This window comes from Synechococcus sp. MW101C3, from assembly GCF_002252635.1.
Taxonomy (GTDB): Bacteria; Cyanobacteriota; Cyanobacteriia; order PCC-6307; family Cyanobiaceae; genus MW101C3.
Genome location: NZ_NQKX01000003.1, coordinates 287,823 through 305,525 on the forward strand (window position 1 = coordinate 287,823; position 17,703 = coordinate 305,525).

Genomic DNA, 17,703 nt, shown 5'->3' on the forward strand with positions numbered 1-17,703 from the left:
GTCAGCCCCCGCCCGCCACGGGGGCGGCGCCGGGCAACGTGGCCAGGGCAGCCGGATCACCGGCGATGGCGGCCGCCAGCAGCGGCGCAAGGGCCGGCACCAACGCAAAGGGCCCACCGAAACCGGCGAACACCCACAGGCCAGGGTCACCCGCCACCGCTCCCACCAGGGGCAGGCCCGGATTCGTGAAGCTCACCGGCACCTGAACGAAGCGACCCGGCAGCTCCGCCAGTGCCGGCAGCAGCCCCGCAAACGCCTGGCGCAGGCACAGCTCGGTGTGGCGGGGGTCGGGGGGCGGACCCTGGCCCGGGTCGGGGCGCACCAGGGAGCTCTGGCCCAGCAGCCAGCCCGCGCCGCTCGGCGCCCAGCCCACATCCACGATCAGCTCAGGCGCTGCCAGCTGGGCGGAGCGGTCTTCCAGTCCCTGCCGCTGGCCCAGCAACGGCATCACGATGGCGCCGCCAGAGGGCAGCGCCAGCGGCAGGCGATCCACCAGCAGTGCGCCGGCCCAGCTGACCCGCAGGCGCTGCGGCAATGCCGGCCAGAGCGCGCGGCAACCGGCTCCGGCAGTCAGAACCACCTGACGGGCCCACAAGGTGTCGCCCACACCATCGGTGGCCGCTTCCAAGCGCAGGCGCCAGCCAGAGCGCGTGGGCTCGATGACCGACACCCGCTGGATGAGCCGCCGCACCCCGGCAGCGCGCAACGCCCCGGGCAGGGCAACCGCAAGCACCCCCACATCGACCCTGGCGTAGCCGAGCCGCAGGGTGCCTCCAGCGCCGCTTGCCGCCGCAGCCACTGGAGACGCCGCCCCGGCCGCGCCGGCTGCGCCCGTCAGCGGTGGGCCGTGCTGCAGCTGATCGGCTCCGAGGTGACGGCGGGCCAGGCCCTCCACCTGCTGGAGCACCCCCTCCTGCCGCTGCCGCGCAGCGGCGTCAGCGGCGGCGGGCCAATGCAGCACCAGATCGCAGGGGCTCAGGCCCAGGGGGCCATGGCGCGCCTCCAAGCGGCGCCAGTGGGACGGAGCGGCGGCCATCCAGCTGTCGAGCGGGCCCGGAGGCCCGGCCCACCAGGGGATGCCGCCGTAGCTGAGCGGCGTGGCGGCAGGCCCCGCCCCGTCCACCACCGTCACCGGCAGACCCAGGCCCGCGAGTTCGAGGGCAAGGAGGCCACCGGCCAGCCCCGCACCGATGACCACCACCGGGCCGCCGGCTGCGGAACCTGGCAGGGCCGCAGCATCGTCCAGGGCCGCAGCATCGTCGATGGGTCCAGCCCCCCGCATGAGCTCCGCTTCCACCCTGCTGCCGCCGGGCCGCCTCAGATCTGCAGGGTGAAGGAGGTGATCACGTTATGGAAGAGCTCCTTGACCTTGCCCCAGCGGGCCTCGTTGGTGCTCACCGCCAGGGTGTAGAGCCGACCCCGGTCAGCCACCACCGTGGCCAGTTCGTGGCGGTCGCGATCCGCCAGGTGCACCGCGTACTCCAGGTCGTAAAACGTATGGCCACCGTCCTGGCGCTCCACCGCCTCCACCAGTTCCGCCTCACGGCCGCTGCCGGCCGGCGCGATCACCACGCGCCGCAGCTTTTCACCCACCGCCACGGCGCTGCCGAGATCACTCAGGTCGTTGGTTGCATTCACATCGGAGATCACCAGGCTGAGTGTTTCATCGCTGTTGATCAGGTCGTGGAACACCACCTGGGGGCCATCGCTCACCACCACGCGCGTCCAGCCTGTGGGATAGAGGAAGGCATAACGGCCATCGGGGCTCTGGAAGGCGTTCAGCCCGGCGGCCGCGGCGCTGCAGCCCGCCAGCCCACCACCAGCGATCAAGGCCCCGAGCAGCACGGCCAGCAGGCGGCTGAACCAGGGCCGGAGATCCGGCTGGAGAAAGCGGAGAGGCATGGCGGCAAGGGCGGCGGGATGGGGGAGCACCGGCGCCATTCTGTCGGCCGGCAGGCCGGGAGCTCTTGGCAGCGTCTTTAGATTCGGGGTCTTCGCGTCAGTTCTCTGAGCGGCTTCACCCGTCCCCTGGCCCGGCTGATCGACCAGTTCGAGCGCCTGCCGGGCATCGGCCCCCGCACCGCCCAGCGCTTAGCCCTGCATCTGCTGCGCCAGCCGGAAGAACAGATCCGCGCCTTCGCCGATGCCCTGCTCGCCGCCCGCAGCCAGGTGGGCCAGTGCCAGCGCTGCTTCCACCTCTCCGCCGAAGCCCTCTGTGAGATCTGCCTCCAGCCGGAGCGCCAGACCGGGCTGCTGTGCGTGGTGGCCGATTCCCGTGATCTGCTGGCCATCGAGCGCACCCGCGAATACAAAGGCAGCTACCACGTGCTCGGTGGCCTGATCTCGCCGATGGATGGCATCGGACCGGAGCTGCTGCACGTGCAACCGCTGGTGAACCGGGTGGATCAGGAAGGCATCAGCGAAGTGATCCTGGCGCTCACACCGAGTGTGGAGGGGGACACCACAAGCCTCTATCTGGCCCGCCTGCTGCGTCCGTTCACCAGCGTGAGCCGGATCGCCTACGGCCTGCCGGTGGGCAGCGAACTGGAATACGCCGATGAAGTGACCCTGGCCCGGGCGATGGAAGGCCGGCGACGGATGGACGGATGAACGGCAGGCGGCGGATGGGCGCAACGCGCTCGATAGCCTGACGGTCATGGGTTCCCGCAGCCGTTACAGCGTCATCCCTCCGGCCGAGCGGCTTCCACCCTGGCTGCGGCGCCCGCTGGGCAACGCCTCCGAGCTGGAGCGGGTGCAGGCGGTGGTGAAGCAGGAGCGGCTGCACACGATCTGCGAAGAGGGGCGCTGCCCCAACCGGGGCGAGTGTTATGCGGCAGGAACAGCCACCTTTCTGCTGGGGGGCCCGATCTGCACCCGCAGCTGCGCCTTCTGCCAGGTAGAGAAAGGCCAGGCCCCTCTGCCGATCGATCCGGCTGAGGCCGAGCGGGTGGCGCAGGCGGTGGAGCGCATGGGCCTGCGCTACGTGGTGCTCACCGCCGTGGCCCGCGACGATCAGGCCGATCACGGCGCTTCCCTGTTCACCGCCACCATGGCCGCGATCCGGCGGCACAACCCACTGATCGCGATCGAAGTGCTAACTCCCGATTTCTGGGGTGGGCACCGGCAGGAGGCCAACGGCCGGGCCGCCCAGCGGCACCGCCTGCAGCAGGTGCTGGCCGCCGGGCCCGTGTGCTTCAACCACAACCTCGAGACGGTGGAGCGGCTGCAGGGGGAAGTGCGGCGGGGCGCCACCTATGCCCGCTCCTTGAACCTGCTGGCGGCGGCGCGGGAGCTGGCGCCACAGATCCCAACCAAATCAGGGTTGATGCTGGGGCTGGGCGAATCCAGTGAGGAGGTGGTGGCCACCCTGCGCGACCTCAGGGCCGTGGGCTGCCAACGCCTGACGCTGGGGCAGTACCTGCGCCCTTCCCTGGCCCACCTGCCGGTGGCGCGCTACTGGACTCCGGCGGAATTCGAGCAGCTGGGGGCGATCGCCACCACCCTGGGCTTCGCTCAGGTGCGCAGCGGGCCGTTGGTGCGCAGCAGCTACCACGCTGCCGGCTGAGCCGGCGGGTCATTGCGGCATCAGCTGGCAGGAGCGTTTGGTCTGACGTGCGCGGTTGAGGGCGATCTCAGCACGGGCAAGCAGTTCACTGGCCTGGGCATCTTCTGGTTCGAGCAGCGGCCAATGGGTTTCGATTCCAACGCTGGCGCTCATGAACGGATCGAGAGCGGGGGGATGGGCGATCCTCAGGCCCTGGATCTCCACCAGCAACTCAGCGGCAAGGCGCTCGGTTTCCGCACCGGTGACCGAAGGCAAGAGGATGGCAAAGGCATCCGCACCGACTCGTGCCAGCAAGGGGTTGTCGGCGCCCAGTCGCCGGGTGAGCAGCCTGGCGATCGCCTGCAGGCTGTCGTCGGCACAGAAATGGCCGAAGGTGTCGTTGTAGGCGCCGAAATCATCGAGATCCAGGATCACCAGGGAGAACGGATCACCGGTAACGCGCGACAAGGCAATCTGTTGACTGAGCTGCTGCTCGAAGCTGCCACGGTTGGAGAGTGCCGTGAGCGGATCCCGCCATCCCCACTGGCGGCCTTCATGGCCCACGCAGGCCAGGACGGTGGGAACCATGGTGCCCACCAGGCGTTTGAGCGCCGCCAGCTCCCACAACAGAAACCCTCCGGGCCGCTGGGTGGCCATCGTGAGAATCAGCTCATGGCTGCCATCACTGCCAAGGGGCACGGCGATGTAGTCGGTGTAACGCTCACGGCGCATATCTCTGGCCAGTGCATAGGGGATATCATCGGGCTTGAGGTTTTCCAGCAGCAGACGTTCGGGGGCTTTCTTCTCACACACCGCATGCAGCACGCTGGTGCGGTGATCCATGCCGGCAAAGAACTCACTGCCCCGGAAGAAGGAACGCACCACCTCCGGGTTCTCCACATCCCACCAATACTGAATGCCACCCTGGCCGGTTTCGATCGGAACCAGCGCCAGAGCAATGCGGTGCAGCGGGAAGCCGGCGGCCACCAGATGCCTGACGCCGTGCTGGAGAAGATCAGCTGGATTGCGATAAGGAGGTGGAAAGGTTTGATCGGCCTCCACCCAGGTGGCCTTCAACGCTCGGATGGCCTTGAGCTGCAGCTGATGGCGCCTTGAAGAGCCGGAGCCAATCATGGGAACGGCCGACAACTCCTGGTGATCATCGAACAGGGGGAAGGGTTCAAACATCAGACGCAGTCGGCAAGCATTTCAGAGCGCGACTGAATCAGCGCAAGGGTGTTGGGAGCATTCAGAGGGCGTCCGACTAGATATCCCTGAATATAATCACAGCCAAGTTTCCGGAGCACGTCCAACTGCTCCTGCCGCTCCACCCCCTCCGCGATCGCATGAAGGCCCAGCGCCTTGGCCATGCTGATCACCGCTTTAACGATTACTTCGTCCTCTTGGTTGCTGCCCAATCCTTCGATGAAGGATTTATCAATCTTCAGAACCTCAACCGGCAGACGCTTGAGATATCGCATGGAGGTGTATCCTGAGCCAAAGTCGTCGATGGCCAGGTTGGCCCCTAAGGCCTTGATCTGCCGGAAGGCTCGAAGGGTTGCATCAACATCTTCGATCAGCATCGTTTCGGTGATTTCGATGTAAAGGCGGTCCGCTGGAAAGTTCGATTCGAACAGCGCCATGGCGATCTGCTTTGGCGTGCCAGGATCCAGCAGACTACGGACAGACAGATTCACCGAAAGGCCTAATTTCTGATCTGGACAGACCGCATGCCAACGAGCCATATGCTTGCAGGCCTGCTGAAGCACGATTGAATCGATCTGCACAATCAGCCCACTTTCTTCGGCCACTGGAATAAATTCGCTGGGAGAGATCAGGCCGTGCATCGGGTGCTGCCAACGGGCCAAGGATTCGAAGCCGAGAATCCTATGGTCGTGAACATCAAAGATCGGCTGGTAATAGGAGGTGATTTCGCCGGCTGCAAGCGCTCTTCGGAGATCCTGTTCCAAAGTGGCTGCCTTGAGGGCGGTGTTTCTCATCTGCTGGTCGAAGTAAGCCAGGCAGCCCCGCCCGCTGGCCTTCGCTTTGTACATTGCCATATCGGCATTTTCAATCAGCACTTCAGCGGTGTCCCTGCCATTGGCGATCGCCACACCAATCGAGGCCGAATGACTGAGCAACTTGCTGCCGATCGTCATCGGCCGGCCAATCAGATCGATGATACGTGCCCCAAGAGCCTGAACCGATTCTTGCGAAGAACTTGAGCTGACGATGATGAACTCATCGCCGGAAAGACGCCCCACAAGATCACCGGAACGCACACATTGCCGCAGGCACTTGGCCACCGTGATCAGAAAACGATCTCCAGTGGTGTGGCCATGGGCATCGTTGATCAACTTAAATCGGTCAATGTCGATAAAAAGAACCGCCAATGATCCCTTACTGCCACCGCTGCGCAGGTTCGATTCCAGGCTGAGCGCCAGCTGGCTGAGCACGCGGCTGCGGTTCGGGAGCCCCGTCAGCAGGTCGTAGCTCGATTGATCCATGGCTGCACGGGTGGCGGATCGCTCCGCCAGCATCGACTTGCTGACCTGTGCACACAACTGCAGGCTCTGGGCCATGGCCTCGAGCAGCCAGCGCTCCTGAAGGTCGAAGGGGGTCTGATAGCGAGCAATCAGCAACACATCCAGGCCTGAAAGCAGGCACCAGTGAACCTGCCGCAGCCCCGTAGCCAAGCGCACTTCCGTGGGACGGTCCGCCGCAACCCGCAACAGCAGGGCCTGATCTTCCGCACTCAGACCCACCGAGCAACGGAAGGATTGGTTGGTGATTAGGGCCGCTACATCGGCTTTGAGCGCCAGCGCCAGCTGGTCAACCACTTCATTTGTGGTGGATGGGTCCTCAATGGAAAAAGCAGCAAGGATGGCAGCATGGGCCCTCAACGACCAGGGGATACCCGTGGAGGTGTGCTCGCTCTCGCTCCTCATGGGATCACTGCATAGGGAGGGGCCCATGGGCACAAGCAGCTCGGACTTGAACACCAGGCCCCTACGGCATCAACCGAGCCAGCGGGTGAGCGGAGCTGGAGGCGAGAAGAGGACACGGCATCACCATGGAAGTTGTTGGAGGAGTAGCTCGGTGAAGCTGCGGACCCTCTGAGAAGGTGGCTGCTAATGAGGGGAAAGCGGTGCAGGCAGCCTTGAATCACTCCAGCTTCATTCCAGGTTCATTGATAAGAATCTGAGCTTATCCATTGCCGTCCCGCCGGCCCGGTGCGCATTGCAACAGACTAATCGCAGGATCCTCAACGACTGACACACCCAGGCGTGGCCATTCCCGCAGGCCCCGTGCCAGCCGATCGAGACCTTCGGCCAGCACTCCCGCAGAGGTGGCGAAGCAGAGGCGTATGTGGCCCGCTGCCCCTGCCCCGAACCAGCGGGGGCTGCCGGGCACCACGGCCAGCCGATGCCGCTGCAGCAGCCACTCTGTCAGGGGCTCCACACCCCTCTCCCCGCCCGGCACCCGCACGAGCGCCACGTAGGTGGCATCGGGCGTCTCCACTTCAACGCCGGGCATGGCCCGCAGCAGCGTGATGGCCTGATTGCGGCGCTCCAGCAGATGCTGCTGGAAGGCCTGCAACCACCGCAGCCCCTCCGGGGAATAGGCCGCCTCCGCCGCCACCTGGCTGAGGGTGGCCACCCCAGCCACCGTGGCGGGCTGCTCACTGGCCGCCAGCATGCGGGCACAGGCCTCGGCATCGGCCATGGCCACATAGCCCACCCGCAGGCCTGCCAGGGCAAAGGATTTCGAGAAGCCATGCACCACGGCACCCTGGGCCGCCAGGGCCGGCTCAAGCGCCAGCCAGCTGGTGAACACCGCCGGCGGGTACACCACCTCGCTCCAGATCTCATCGCTGAGCACGCGAATGCCGCGCTCCAGGCAGAAACGGCCGAGTGCCTCGAGCTCATCGCGCCGGAAGCAGCGGCCCAGCGGGTTGTGGGGGTTGCAGAGGCAGAACAGGCGCGTGCGCGGGCTGATCAGCCTGTCGAGCGCCTCAAGATCAAGTGGGGCATGGCGGTCGAGGCTCCAGAACAGCGGCGTGGCCCCCGCGGCGCGCACGGTGTGGGCAAAGAGGAAATCCGCCGGATCCCACACCACCGCCTCATCCCCCGGGCGGAGCCACTGGAGGGCCACCATGGCCAGGCCCGCGGCGGCGCTGTCCACGGCGATCACCCCAGCCGCGCTCACATCGGCCCCACGCTCCTGGCGCAGGTAGGTGGCCACGGCGGCGCGGAAGGAGGGCAGCCCCCCCGCCGGGCCATAGCTGAACACTCCGCCGCTGGCGTAGCGGATCACGGCCTCCCTGATCACCGGTGCTGCGGGAAAGTCGGGATCGGCGGCGGTGAGGGGAATCACCCCTTCGGCCTGCTCCGCCCAGCGCATGTTGTAGGCCCGCTCACGCAGCAGTTCGAAAGGAACGGCGTCATCGTCGAAACGGACGCCTTCAGCCCCATTCATTTCGCCAGTGGCAAAGACGTACTCTCCACCTCGGCCGGGGGACGCACGAACTGAGCCGCCATCGTGCGCCCGGCGTGCAGGTAGCGCTTCAGCGACGGATGGCGCTGGTGGTGGTAGGTGCTCAGGGCCCGGTTGAGATCCATAGGCAGCCGGCAGGCCAGCAGCTGCTCGGAGAGGCACACCGCATCCTCCAGCGCCGTATTCGCGCCCTGGCTGGTGAAGGGCAGCAACGGATGGGCCGCGTCGCCCGCCAGCACCAGGTTGCCCCGTGCCAGACGGGGCGGGGGATCGATGTCGAGCGGCTGCCAGAGATGGGGCAGGGAGGGATGGGTGGCCTCGATCGTTTCACGCACGAACTGCGGAAAGCTGCGCAGGTGGGTGTCGAGGAAGGAGGAGATGGCGCCAGGCGCCGGGGGCGCGAAACGGTGGCTGTCGAACTGCACGAACCAGATCACCCGCCCTTTGGCCAGGGGCACCAGCCCCACCGCAAACCCGCCGCTGGGATCGAGCACCTTGACGAAGCGGTGGCCCAGGGTGGCCGCCACCGCCGGCAGATGGACACAGGCGACGATCTCGTTGACCCGGGCGCGGCGCGGCGGCACCGAGGGGCGATCGGCGGTGAGGTGGGCACGGCAGCGGGAGTTGACCCCATCAGCGCCCACGAACACATCAGCGCTGTGGCGCACCAGCGTGGCCTGACCGCCGCAGGCGAAGGAGGCCGAGAGCATGCGGTCGCGGTCGTGCTCGAAGGCTTCAAAGCGGTGATTGAACTGAATCACCCCGCGGGGCAATCCGTCAGCCAGTGCCCGCAGCAGCGAGGGGCGGTCGACCGCGATGGTGTGGGTGACGGGGTGCTGGGCAATCGAGCGCCCGCAGGAGGAAAGGATCGAGACCCGCTCAAGCGCATGGCCGATACCACTGGCCAACACATCAATGCCGAGCGACTGCAGGGCGCGCTGGCCGTTCTCCAGCACAAGGAAGCCGAAGCCCTGGCGGTCCATGGTGGTGGAGCGCTCGAACACGTTGATCCGCTCACCGCCGCCGGCGCCGCCGCGGCAGAGGGAGCGGGCCAGGGCCAGGCCAGCCACACCGCCGCCGATGACGGCCACCTTCATCTCAGAAAGACCCAGCGGCCCCATCGACCTTCGCTCCAGTGATTCAGAACTGTGAAACCAGATCTTCTCGCGAGCAGGTGAAGAAGCGTGCATCAAAGAACACGTTCGCACTGCATGTATGGGCCACCAAGACAACTTCAAGCCGCAACATCATTGGAGCAGAATGTGAGCATGGCAAGATTTTCATGAGAGACGCTTGAGCTCGCCACTTGCGCCTACCTGCTTCATCTGCGGCCTGATCATCTGCTCCCCAGGCGCAGTGAGCCCTTCGCTGGCCGTGGGGTCTCACAGGAGATCTGGTGGATTCCTGGCAACCAGCCCGCTCCAACCACCATTTGTGTTAGCAGAGCGGCTGCAATCCGTGCCAGATGCGGTGCCGGTTCACATCCTTTGTTCCGGATTCACCCACCAACACCATCAGCAAGCCTCTTGGGTACACCCGCCACGCCTCACGGACCAGTCGCTCAGCGGACCGGAGGCGGACAGGTGATCGCTGCAGCAAAAGCGGACAGGCGGCATCAGCGGCAAAGGGGAAATCATTCGGAAGAAACTCGCTGACCACATGCGAATCATCGGTGCGCCCTTGTCCCCAACACTCGCTTGCCACAGGGCAACGCGCTGGCCAACCATTCACGACAAACCCTGTCAGCCGTTGCAGAGCCCTCCCAACGCCCTGTAAGGATTGGATGGCGATGCATCCAACACCCGCACAGTGTCGTCAGATCGCCTGCAAGGAAGCAACCTTGCGGGAGTCACACGCGGCATCACGCCAGAGGCTTCTTCCATGACCATCACCATCGGCATCAACGGATTCGGGCGAATTGGCAGGCTTGTGTTTCGTCGTGCCTTTGAAACCGAAGACATCTGTGTTGTCGGCATCAACGATTTGATGGATATCGATTATATCGCCTACATGCTCCGCTACGACTCCACCCATGGTCGCTTCAAGGGGGATGTGGAGATCGACGGCAACAACCTGATTGTGAACGGCCACCCGGTACGGGTCAGCGCCGAGCGGGATCCGAAAGCCCTGGCCTGGGGGGCGGTGGGGGCCGAGGTGGTACTGGAGGCCACCGGCCTGTTTCTCACCGATGCCACGGCCAGGGCCCACATCGAAGCCGGCGCGCGCAAGGTGGTGCTCTCCGCTCCCTCGAAAGACGACACCCCGATGTTCGTGATGGGGGTCAATCACACCAGCTACGCCGGTCAGGACATCGTCTCCAATGCCTCGTGCACCACGAACTGCCTGGCACCGATCGCCAAGGTGCTGCACGACAGCTTCGGCATCAGCTCCGGCCTGATGACCACCGTGCATGCCACCACGGCCACCCAGAAAACCGTGGACGGCCCTTCCGTAAAAGACTGGCGCGGCGGGCGAGGTGCCGGGCAGAACATCATCCCGTCCTCCACCGGAGCGGCCCGGGCGGTGGGCAAGGTGATTCCTGCCCTGAACGGCAAGCTCACCGGCATGGCGTTCCGGGTGCCCACCCCCGATGTGTCCGTGGTGGATCTCACCGTGAATCTGGCCACCCCCACCACCTACGACGCCATCAAAGAGGCCATGCGGACGGCGGCGGAAGGGCCGATGCAAGGGGTGCTGGGGTACACCGAGGATGAGGTGGTGTCAGCGGATTTCGTGGGCGAAACCTGCACCTCGGTGTTCGATGCCAATGCGGGCATCGCCCTTACCGACACCTTCGTGAAAGTGGTGGCCTGGTACGACAACGAATGGGGCTACTCCTGCAAATGCGTAGACCTCATCCGTCACATCGCCAGCCGCTGAGCCAGGCGGGCGGATCGCCTCAGCCCTTCTTCGCAACGGCCTGACATCAACAGGCCGGAGCCGCCCCACACCAGCCGCAGGGGCAGGTCGCCCACGCCGGCGGCCAGCTCCCGCTGGGGCGTGAAGCCGAGGCGGCGAAAATACCGCACCAGGCGGCGATGTTGGCGTTCCTCATCGCGGATCGCCAGCAGGCGGGCGCGCCGGCAGGGGGTGGCCTCCAGCGCCCAGGCGAACGTGGCCGCCCAGATCAGCGGGCCCACCGCCGGCGGTGCCTGCACCACACGCATGGTGTCGAGCTGCAGACCGGCGGCGGTGGGCAGCGCCCAGCCCTTGAGCTCACCGACCAGCGCAGGCGGGCCCTCCGGCCGGATGCAGGCCACCCCCACCCGCAGCGTCCACACCCCCAGGCGCCGGTCCACCTGCAGGCGCAGCAGCAGGCCCTTGGCCGCCGCCCAGCGCTCCAGGTCGTCCAGCGACGGCAGTGGTTCGAGGGAAGGCGCCGCGCTGCTCATGCCGCTTGCCGCACTGCCGTGCGCGGTGAGGCCGCCAGCTGAAGATCCAATGGCTCCGCCGCCACCACCGCGTCGAGGGCCAGCGGGCCGTGGATGTGGGGGAACAGCTCCGCGCTGCCGGCTGAGGACTCCAGCCGCAGCGGCACCGTGAGCCGAGCGGGATCGATCGAGAGCAGCACCAGTTCGGGGCCATCGGCGTAGAAGCGGGCCCGGGTGGCCGCCAGCTGATGGGCGAAGCAGGCATGGATGAAGCCCACCTGCTCCAGGCTGAGGCCGCGGGTGGAGCGGCGGTAGACGCCCGCACGGCAGGCGTCCTGCCAGTCGGCAGCCAGGGCCAGGTGATGAACCAGACGCCCGGCAGGGAAGGGTCGGCCAGGAGCGTCGTCGCTCCAGGGCTCCTGCGGGGCCATCACCGCCGCCAGGGGGGCGCTGGCGAGGAAGCGGCCCAGCCAGGCCTGCAGCGCCGCCAGGCCCGGCAGGGCATCGAACCCCGCAGGATCCGCCAGGCGGAACTGGCGCACGAAGGGCAGCAGAGCCAGATCGGCCAGCGATGGCCTGGGCCCGAGCAGCCAGGCGACCCCATCAGCACCGGCGGCCTGCTCCAGCCGCAGGTTCCAGTCGCCGAGCACCTGCAGGGCCGCCTCGTGGTGGACCAGCGGATCGGCTTCAGGGTGGCGGCTGGCGTACTTGTAGCGATCCAGGTGGTGCTTGAACACCTCGTCGTTGCAGTGGATCAGCGCGGCCATCTCCCGTTGCGCCTCCGCCGCAGGCGCAGCAGCCGCACCGAAGCCGGGGGTACCGCCACGGCGCAACAGCCAGTCGTCGGGATCATGCTGGTGCAGCGCCCAGGCCATGATCTCCAGGCTCTGCTCGATCACCCGGCCATCCTCCAGCACCAGCACCGGCACCGTGCCCTTGGGTGAGGCCTGAAGCAGCTCCAGCGGCTTGGCCGCCAGCCGCACTTCACGCAGCTCCACCAGCAGGCCGGCCCGCTCGATCGCCAGCCGCGCCCGGATCGCATAGGGGCAGCGGCGGAAGCTGTAGAGCACCGGCAGGCCGCAATTCATGGGCAGGGGGAGCCGCCCGCCCTTGCCCCGATGTGCCGGCCCCCGCGGCTGGCGGCCAGCGTGCTCTGCCGCTGGCGCTCGGCGAAGCGGGCGCGGTCGGCGTCGCTGAAGCGATCGCGGCAGTGACGGCAGCTCACCCCCTGCACGTAGCTGTCGAGCTGGCGATCCGCAGGCGAAAGCGGCAGACCACAGGCGTGGCAGAGGCTGAAGCCACCGGGTTCAAGCCGGTGATTCAGCGCCACCCGCTGGTCGAACACGTAGCACTCGCCCTGCCAGTGGCTCTGCTCGGTCGGCACCTCCTCCAGATAGCGCAGGATGCCCCCCTGAAGGTGGTGCACCCCCTCGAAGCCCTGCTGTCGCAGGTAGGCGGTGGCCTTCTCGCAGCGGATGCCGCCGGTGCAGAACAGGGCCAGACGCTCCGGGCGGCGGGCCTCCACCAGGGGAGCCAGCTGCTGATCCACCCAGAGGGGGAACTCCCGGAAGCTCTCCAGACCCGGATCGATCGCCCCGGTGAAGCTGCCGAGCGCCACTTCATAGCTGTTGCGGGTGTCGATCACCAGCGTGGTGGGATCAGCGATCAGCTCCTGCCATGCCTGGGGCAGCACGGGGGTGCCGGGCCTGGAGGCCGGCGTGGCCGTTTCCTCTGCGGGCGGGGGCGTCAGCTGCACCGCAGCGCAGCCCATCGTGACGATTTCGCGCTTCAGCCGCACCTTGAGGCGATGAAAGGCCTGCACCCCACACCAGGAGGTTCTGGCCTCCAGACCGGCCAGGCCGGATTGGCTGCGCAGCAGCTCCAGCAGCGTTTCAACTCCGGCGGCGCTGCCGCAGATGGTGCCGTTCACCCCTTCAGCCGCCACCAGCACCGTGCCCCGCAGCTCCGCCGCCTGGCCCACCTGCAGCAATTGCTGGCGCAGTTCAGCGGGCTGGGGGATGGGGGTGAAGCGGTAGAAGGCCGCCACCCGGAACGGCAGCGCAGACTCAGCCAGGAGCCACCACCCGGCCGGCGGCCTGCTCGGATTCCCCAACCGACGGCTCGCTCCACTGGGCGCGCACACCGGCCGCCGCCAGCAGGGCACGATCGGCGTCCACATCAGGGTTGCCGGTGGTGAGCAGGGTGTCACCGTAAAAGATCGAATCGGCGCCGGCCTGCAGGCAAAGAATCTGCGCCTCGCGGCTCAGTGCTGTGCGACCGGCACTCAGCCGCACCCGGCTGTGGGGCATGAGGATGCGGGCGGTGGCCACCATGCGCACCAGGTCGAGCGGATCCAACGGCGGCTGCTCTTCCAGTGGGGTGCCCTCCACCGCCACCAGCCCGTTGATCGGCACGCTCTCGGGATGGGGATCAAGGCTGGCGAGCACCTGCAGCAGGCCGGCCCGGTCGTTGCTGGTTTCCCCCATGCCGATGATGCCGCCGCAGCAGAGGGTGATCCCGGCTCGGCGCACCCGCTCCAGCGTTTCCAGCCGCTCCTGGTAGGTGCGGGTGGTGATGATCCGGTGGTAGTGCTCCGGGCTGGTGTCGAGGTTGTGGTTGTAGGCGGTGAGGCCCGCCTCGGCCAGCCGGGCGGCCTGGGTGTCGGTGAGCATGCCGGCGGTGACACAGGCCTCCAGGCCCAGCTCCCGCACCCCGCGCACCATGGCGAGCATGGCCTCGAACGGCGCACCCTCGCGGATCTCCCGCCAGGCCCAGCCCATGCAGAAGCGGTCGGCACCGGCCTCCTTCGCCGCCCGGGCCCGGGCGAGCACCGGCTCCACATCGCGCTCCGGCTGGCCGGTCACATCGGCGCTGTGGTGCATCGACTGGGGGCAATAGGCGCAGTCCTCCTCACAACCGCCGGTCTTCACGCTCAGCAGCGAGGCCAGCTGCACGTGGTAGCCGGGGTTGGCGCTGCGATGCACCTGCTGGGCGCGCCAGAGCAACTCCATCAGCGGGGCTTCCAGCAACGCCTGAATCTCGTCCCGGCTCCAGTCGTGGCGAACGAAGACCGGCGTGGCGTCGGACGCGGATGTGGCTGCGGAGGCTTCGGCCGCAAGGGCGGTGCCGCTGGAGAGGGTGGGGGAAGCGATCAAGGCGGCAGGGGAAGGGGGAGGGATCAGGCGGTGAGCGGTGCGACGCCACCGAAGCGCCGCTGGCGGTTCTGATAATCGCCGAGGGCCCGCAGCAGGGCGTCTTCGTTGAAGTCGGGCCAGAGCACATCGGTGATGTGGATCTCGGCGTAGGCGAGCTGCCAGAGCAGGAAGTTGCTGATCCGGTATTCGCCGCTGGTGCGGATCAGCAGATCCGGATCCACCTCATCGGCGGTCTGCAGTTCGGCGGCGAAGGACTGCTCGTCGATGCTGGCCGGATCAAGCTCGCCGCGGGCCACCTGATCGGCCAGACGCCGCGCCGCCTGCACCAGCTCGCTGCGGCCGCCGTAGTTGGTGCACACGTTGAAGTGAATGCCGGTGTTCTCAGCCGTGCGGCGCGTGGCCGAGGCGATCAGTTCCTGCAGACCGTGGGGCAGTTGCTCGAGATCGCCAAGGAAGCGGATGCGCACCTGTTCGCGGTCAAGGGCCTCCAGTTCGCGGGCCAGCACCCGCTCGAACAGGGTCATCAGGAAGCTCACCTCCTCGCCGGGGCGGTTCCAGTTCTCGGTGGAGAAGGCATAGGCCGTGAGCGCACCGATGCCCCAGTCGCTGCAGAGGCGCAGGGTGCGCTTCAGGGCTTCAACGCCCTCGCGGTGCCCCATCACCCGCGGCAGGTTGCGCTGGCGGGCCCAGCGGCCGTTGCCGTCCATGATCACCGCCACGTGGGCCGGCAGGCGGCTGGGATCCAGCACGGACGGCACGGCCCTCAAGGGCTGCGGATTCGCCTGGATCAGGGGAGTGGTCGCCGGGGAGCGACTCATGCGCGTGACTCTGGCGTGTCCTTCGACACGCTACGACCCGTGGGCAGCGCCACCACCGAGCCATGGCCGGACTTCGGCGTGGGCTTGGTAGTGGGCTGGGCCAGGGCGAGGCTGAGCAGCTCGCGCAGCCGGCTGCTGGTGATCGGTCGCTCCAGCCGGCCATGGCGCGCCAGTGACAGGGTGCCCGTTTCCTCGGACACCACGATGCAGAGGCAGCGGTCGAAACGCTCAGTGATGCCAAGGGCCGCCAGGTGGCGGGTGCCATAGCGGGTGAGGCCCTGGCGGGACAAGGGCAGGATCACACCCGCCGAAAGGATGCGGTTGCCGCGCACCAGCAGGGCGCCGTCGTGGAGCGGGGTGTCGGCCGCAAACAGATTGAGGATCAGATCCACCGAGAGCACCGCATCGATGGCGATGCCGGGATTGAGGAAGTCTTCGGGACGGAGATCACTGCCGAGATCCACAAGCATCAGTGCACCACGGCGATGCTGCGACAAGCAGCCCGCCGCTTCGGTGAGCACCGCCACAGAACCTGACACCGCCGCATCAGCCGCCTGGCTGCCGAGCAGCACATCGAGCCGGCCGGTGCCGAGCAGCTCCATCAGGCGCCGCAGCTCCCCCTGCCAGAGGATCGCCAGCGCCAGACTGCACCCCAGCACCACTGCTTCCAGCAGGCGTGTGGTGAGCGGCAGCACGGCGATGCGCTGGACCACCCACACCAGCGCCACGAGGAACAGCCAGCCCCGCAGCAGCCACAGGGTGCGCGGCTCCCGCACCCTCGCCAGCAGCAGCACCCCCAGCGAGGAGGCCAGCACGATGTCGAGGATCAGGCGCACGTCGAGGAGCTTCAGCCAGATCACCCGCAGCCCCCAGCCAATCTGGGCTCAGGGTACCGGCGTCAACCGCTCCGGCAGGACGTCGTAGCGCAGCAGCTCGTCCGGTCGCTCCCGCCGCTGCACCAGTTCGGCCCGCCCCCCCTGCACAAGAACGGCGGCAGGGCGGGGGATGCGGTTGTAGTTGGAGGCCATCGAAGCGTTGTAGGCGCCAGTGGCGAGCACCACCAGCACGTCGCCGGGGGCGGAGGCGGGCAGGGCCAGCTCCTTGAGCAGCACGTCGCCGGATTCGCAGTGCTTGCCGGCCAGCGTGACCGTTTCCTCAGCGGCGCCGGCAGGCCGATCGGCCAGAACGGCGGTGTAGGCCGACTGATAAGTGATCGGCCGCGGGTTGTCGCTCATGCCCCCATCCACCGACACGTAGGTGCGAATGCCGGGGATCTCCTTGCGGCTGCCGATCGTGTACAGAGTGAGGCCGGCGGTGGCCACCAGGGAACGGCCCGGCTCGCACAACAGCCGCGGCAGCTCCAGATCCCGCTCCAGGCAGGCGGCCGCCACGGCCTGGGCCACGCCCTGCACCCAGGCCTGAATCGTCGGGGGATCGTCGCTGACCACGTAGCGGATGCCCAGGCCCCCGCCCACGTTCAGATCGGTGCAGGGGTGGCCGAGCGAACGGGCCAGAGCCAACGCGTCGGCCATCACGCCCGCCAGGTCGCGGTGGGGCTGCAGCTCGAAGATCTGAGAACCGATGTGAGCATGCAGGCCGGTGAGCCGGGCCCAGGGGCATTCGGCCAGCTGGCGCAGCACCTGCTCGAGCTGATCGGGGTCGAAGCCGAACTTGCTGTCGAGGTGGCCGGTGCGGATGTACTCGTGGGTGTGGCACTCGATGCCGGGCGTGAACCGCAGCATCAGGGAAGCCGGCCGCTCCGCGGTGGCGATCGTGGCGAGCAGCTCCAGATCGCGCCAGTTGTCGGCCACCACGGTGACCCCGTGCTCCACCGCCAGCGCCAGCTCCTCCACCGATTTGTTGTTGCCGTGCAGCACGATCCGCTCCGGTGGCATGCCACCGCCGAGCGCCGTGAGCAGTTCACCGGACGACACGGCATCCAGGCCAAGGCCCTCGGAGGCCACCACAGCGGTGATCGCCAGGCTGCTGTTGGCCTTGGAGGCGTAGAGCGCCAGCGAGCGGCCGGGGTAGAAGGTGTCGAGCGCCTCGCGGTAGGCGCGGCAGCTGGCACGAAGCGTGTCTTCGTCGAGCACGTAAAGCGGTGTGCCGTAGGTACGGGCCAGGTCACTCAGGAGACAGCCGCCCACCACCAGGGCTCCATCGGGCGCGCAGGTGGTGCTGATCGGCACCAGGTTGCGGTTCGGGCTGGCCGCTTCGATGGCGCCGGCCAGCAGGGGATGGGGCTCCGCGGTGCCGGCTGTGGCGCCGCTGGTGGCACCGATCGCACTGGTGGGGGGCATCCTGGGAAGGGTCCGGAT

16 protein-coding genes are annotated in these 17,703 nt (G+C 67.5%); 3 read left to right on the forward strand and 13 right to left on the reverse strand.

Features of this window, described 5'->3' with window-relative positions:
* Nucleotide 1 precedes the first annotated feature (1 nt).
* The gene (locus CJZ80_RS05400) at nt 2–1,282 is read right to left on the reverse strand and encodes an FAD-dependent oxidoreductase (RefSeq protein WP_144036941.1); all 1,281 of its coding nucleotides are present in this window, start codon (nt 1,280–1,282) and stop codon (nt 2–4) included.
* Between the two features lie 35 nt (nt 1,283–1,317).
* Nucleotides 1,318–1,902, reverse strand: coding sequence for a photosystem II reaction center PsbP (gene psbP / locus CJZ80_RS05405; RefSeq protein ID WP_094511091.1), 585 nt, complete (start codon nt 1,900–1,902; stop codon nt 1,318–1,320).
* A 126-nt stretch (nt 1,903–2,028) separates the two neighbouring features.
* Here psbP and recR point away from each other — a divergent pair, with 126 nt between their 5' ends.
* Together recR and lipA are read left to right on the forward strand one after the other, a co-directional pair.
* A complete protein-coding gene (gene recR, locus CJZ80_RS05410; RefSeq protein WP_094511027.1) occupies nt 2,029–2,610 on the forward strand; it encodes a recombination mediator RecR in 582 nt (193 codons plus the stop codon).
* Nucleotides 2,611–2,656: 46 nt separating this feature from the next.
* Nucleotides 2,657–3,565 carry a lipoyl synthase gene (gene lipA, locus CJZ80_RS05415; RefSeq protein WP_094511028.1) on the forward strand — a complete coding sequence of 303 codons (909 nt, stop codon included), beginning with the start codon at nt 2,657–2,659 and terminating at the stop codon, nt 3,563–3,565.
* Between the two features lie 9 nt (nt 3,566–3,574).
* Here lipA and CJZ80_RS05420 read toward each other — a convergent pair whose 3' ends face one another.
* The 4 genes from CJZ80_RS05420 to CJZ80_RS05435 all read right to left on the reverse strand — a co-directional run bounded on the left by CJZ80_RS05420 (nt 3,575) and on the right by CJZ80_RS05435 (nt 9,138).
* On the reverse strand, nt 3,575–4,732 hold the full coding sequence (locus CJZ80_RS05420) for a GGDEF domain-containing protein (RefSeq protein ID WP_094511029.1): 1,158 nt from the start codon (nt 4,730–4,732) through the stop codon (nt 3,575–3,577).
* Complete coding sequence (locus CJZ80_RS05425; protein WP_158217437.1) at nt 4,732–6,492, reverse strand: bifunctional diguanylate cyclase/phosphodiesterase; 1,761 nt, start codon at nt 6,490–6,492, stop codon at nt 4,732–4,734. Before CJZ80_RS05425 ends, CJZ80_RS05420 begins: the two co-directional genes overlap by 1 nt.
* A gap of 259 nt (nt 6,493–6,751) precedes the next feature.
* On the reverse strand, nt 6,752–8,023 hold the full coding sequence (locus CJZ80_RS05430; protein WP_094511031.1) for a pyridoxal phosphate-dependent aminotransferase: 1,272 nt from the start codon (nt 8,021–8,023) through the stop codon (nt 6,752–6,754).
* On the reverse strand, nt 8,020–9,138 hold the full coding sequence (locus CJZ80_RS05435; RefSeq protein ID WP_158217438.1) for an NAD(P)/FAD-dependent oxidoreductase: 1,119 nt from the start codon (nt 9,136–9,138) through the stop codon (nt 8,020–8,022). Before CJZ80_RS05435 ends, CJZ80_RS05430 begins: the two co-directional genes overlap by 4 nt.
* 784 nt (nt 9,139–9,922) lie before the next feature.
* Between CJZ80_RS05435 and gap the strand changes: the two genes are divergently transcribed.
* Entirely contained in the window at nt 9,923–10,921 is a 999-nt protein-coding gene (gene gap / locus CJZ80_RS05440; protein ID WP_094511033.1) for a type I glyceraldehyde-3-phosphate dehydrogenase, read from the forward strand.
* On the opposite strand, the gene CJZ80_RS05445 is transcribed toward gap, so the two are convergent.
* From CJZ80_RS05445 to lysA, 7 genes are read right to left on the reverse strand one after another with little or no spacing between them, the layout of a single operon-like run.
* Nucleotides 10,903–11,433 (reverse strand): hypothetical protein, encoded by a 531-nt coding sequence (locus CJZ80_RS05445; RefSeq protein ID WP_094511034.1) that lies wholly within the window; start codon nt 11,431–11,433, stop codon nt 10,903–10,905. The genes gap and CJZ80_RS05445 overlap by 19 nt on opposite strands.
* Nucleotides 11,430–12,500, reverse strand: a complete 1,071-nt coding sequence (locus tag CJZ80_RS05450; protein ID WP_094511035.1) for a DUF952 domain-containing protein — start codon at nt 12,498–12,500, stop codon at nt 11,430–11,432. Before CJZ80_RS05450 ends, CJZ80_RS05445 begins: the two co-directional genes overlap by 4 nt.
* Nucleotides 12,497–13,459, reverse strand: coding sequence for a rhodanese-related sulfurtransferase (locus CJZ80_RS05455; protein ID WP_233132831.1), 963 nt, complete (start codon nt 13,457–13,459; stop codon nt 12,497–12,499). The genes CJZ80_RS05450 and CJZ80_RS05455 overlap by 4 nt, the downstream gene beginning before the upstream one ends.
* A gap of 19 nt (nt 13,460–13,478) precedes the next feature.
* Nucleotides 13,479–14,567: a biotin synthase BioB gene (bioB, locus tag CJZ80_RS05460; protein WP_255374112.1), complete on the reverse strand. Its 1,089-nt coding sequence runs from the start codon at nt 14,565–14,567 to the stop codon at nt 13,479–13,481.
* A 23-nt stretch (nt 14,568–14,590) separates the two neighbouring features.
* Nucleotides 14,591–15,385 carry an isoprenyl transferase gene (locus tag CJZ80_RS05465; RefSeq protein WP_094511037.1) on the reverse strand — a complete coding sequence of 265 codons (795 nt, stop codon included), beginning with the start codon at nt 15,383–15,385 and terminating at the stop codon, nt 14,591–14,593.
* The gene (gene cdaA, locus CJZ80_RS05470) at nt 15,382–16,245 is read right to left on the reverse strand and encodes a diadenylate cyclase CdaA (protein ID WP_094511038.1); all 864 of its coding nucleotides are present in this window, start codon (nt 16,243–16,245) and stop codon (nt 15,382–15,384) included. The genes CJZ80_RS05465 and cdaA overlap by 4 nt, the downstream gene beginning before the upstream one ends.
* 24 nt (nt 16,246–16,269) lie before the next feature.
* Nucleotides 16,270–17,685, reverse strand: a complete 1,416-nt coding sequence (lysA, locus tag CJZ80_RS05475) for a diaminopimelate decarboxylase (protein WP_094511039.1) — start codon at nt 17,683–17,685, stop codon at nt 16,270–16,272.
* Nucleotides 17,686–17,703: the final 18 nt, after the last annotated feature.

Coding starts and splice junctions, on each gene's coding strand:
- CJZ80_RS05445 (WP_094511034.1), bottom strand. CDS start 11,433: ATGAGCAGCGCGGCGCCTTCCCTCGAACCACTGCCGTCGCTGGACGAC.
- CJZ80_RS05450 (WP_094511035.1), bottom strand. CDS start 12,500: ATGAATTGCGGCCTGCCGGTGCTCTACAGCTTCCGCCGCTGCCCCTAT.
- CJZ80_RS05430 (WP_094511031.1), bottom strand. CDS start 8,023: ATGAATGGGGCTGAAGGCGTCCGTTTCGACGATGACGCCGTTCCTTTC.
- gap (WP_094511033.1), top strand. CDS start 9,923: ATGACCATCACCATCGGCATCAACGGATTCGGGCGAATTGGCAGGCTT.
- CJZ80_RS05425 (WP_158217437.1), bottom strand. CDS start 6,492: ATGAGGAGCGAGAGCGAGCACACCTCCACGGGTATCCCCTGGTCGTTG.
- lysA (WP_094511039.1), bottom strand. CDS start 17,685: ATGCCCCCCACCAGTGCGATCGGTGCCACCAGCGGCGCCACAGCCGGC.
- CJZ80_RS05420 (WP_094511029.1), bottom strand. CDS start 4,732: ATGTTTGAACCCTTCCCCCTGTTCGATGATCACCAGGAGTTGTCGGCC.
- psbP (WP_094511091.1), bottom strand. CDS start 1,902: ATGCCTCTCCGCTTTCTCCAGCCGGATCTCCGGCCCTGGTTCAGCCGC.
- CJZ80_RS05435 (WP_158217438.1), bottom strand. CDS start 9,138: ATGAAGGTGGCCGTCATCGGCGGCGGTGTGGCTGGCCTGGCCCTGGCC.
- CJZ80_RS05465 (WP_094511037.1), bottom strand. CDS start 15,385: ATGAGTCGCTCCCCGGCGACCACTCCCCTGATCCAGGCGAATCCGCAG.
- CJZ80_RS05400 (WP_144036941.1), bottom strand. CDS start 1,282: ATGCGGGGGGCTGGACCCATCGACGATGCTGCGGCCCTGGACGATGCT.
- lipA (WP_094511028.1), top strand. CDS start 2,657: ATGGGTTCCCGCAGCCGTTACAGCGTCATCCCTCCGGCCGAGCGGCTT.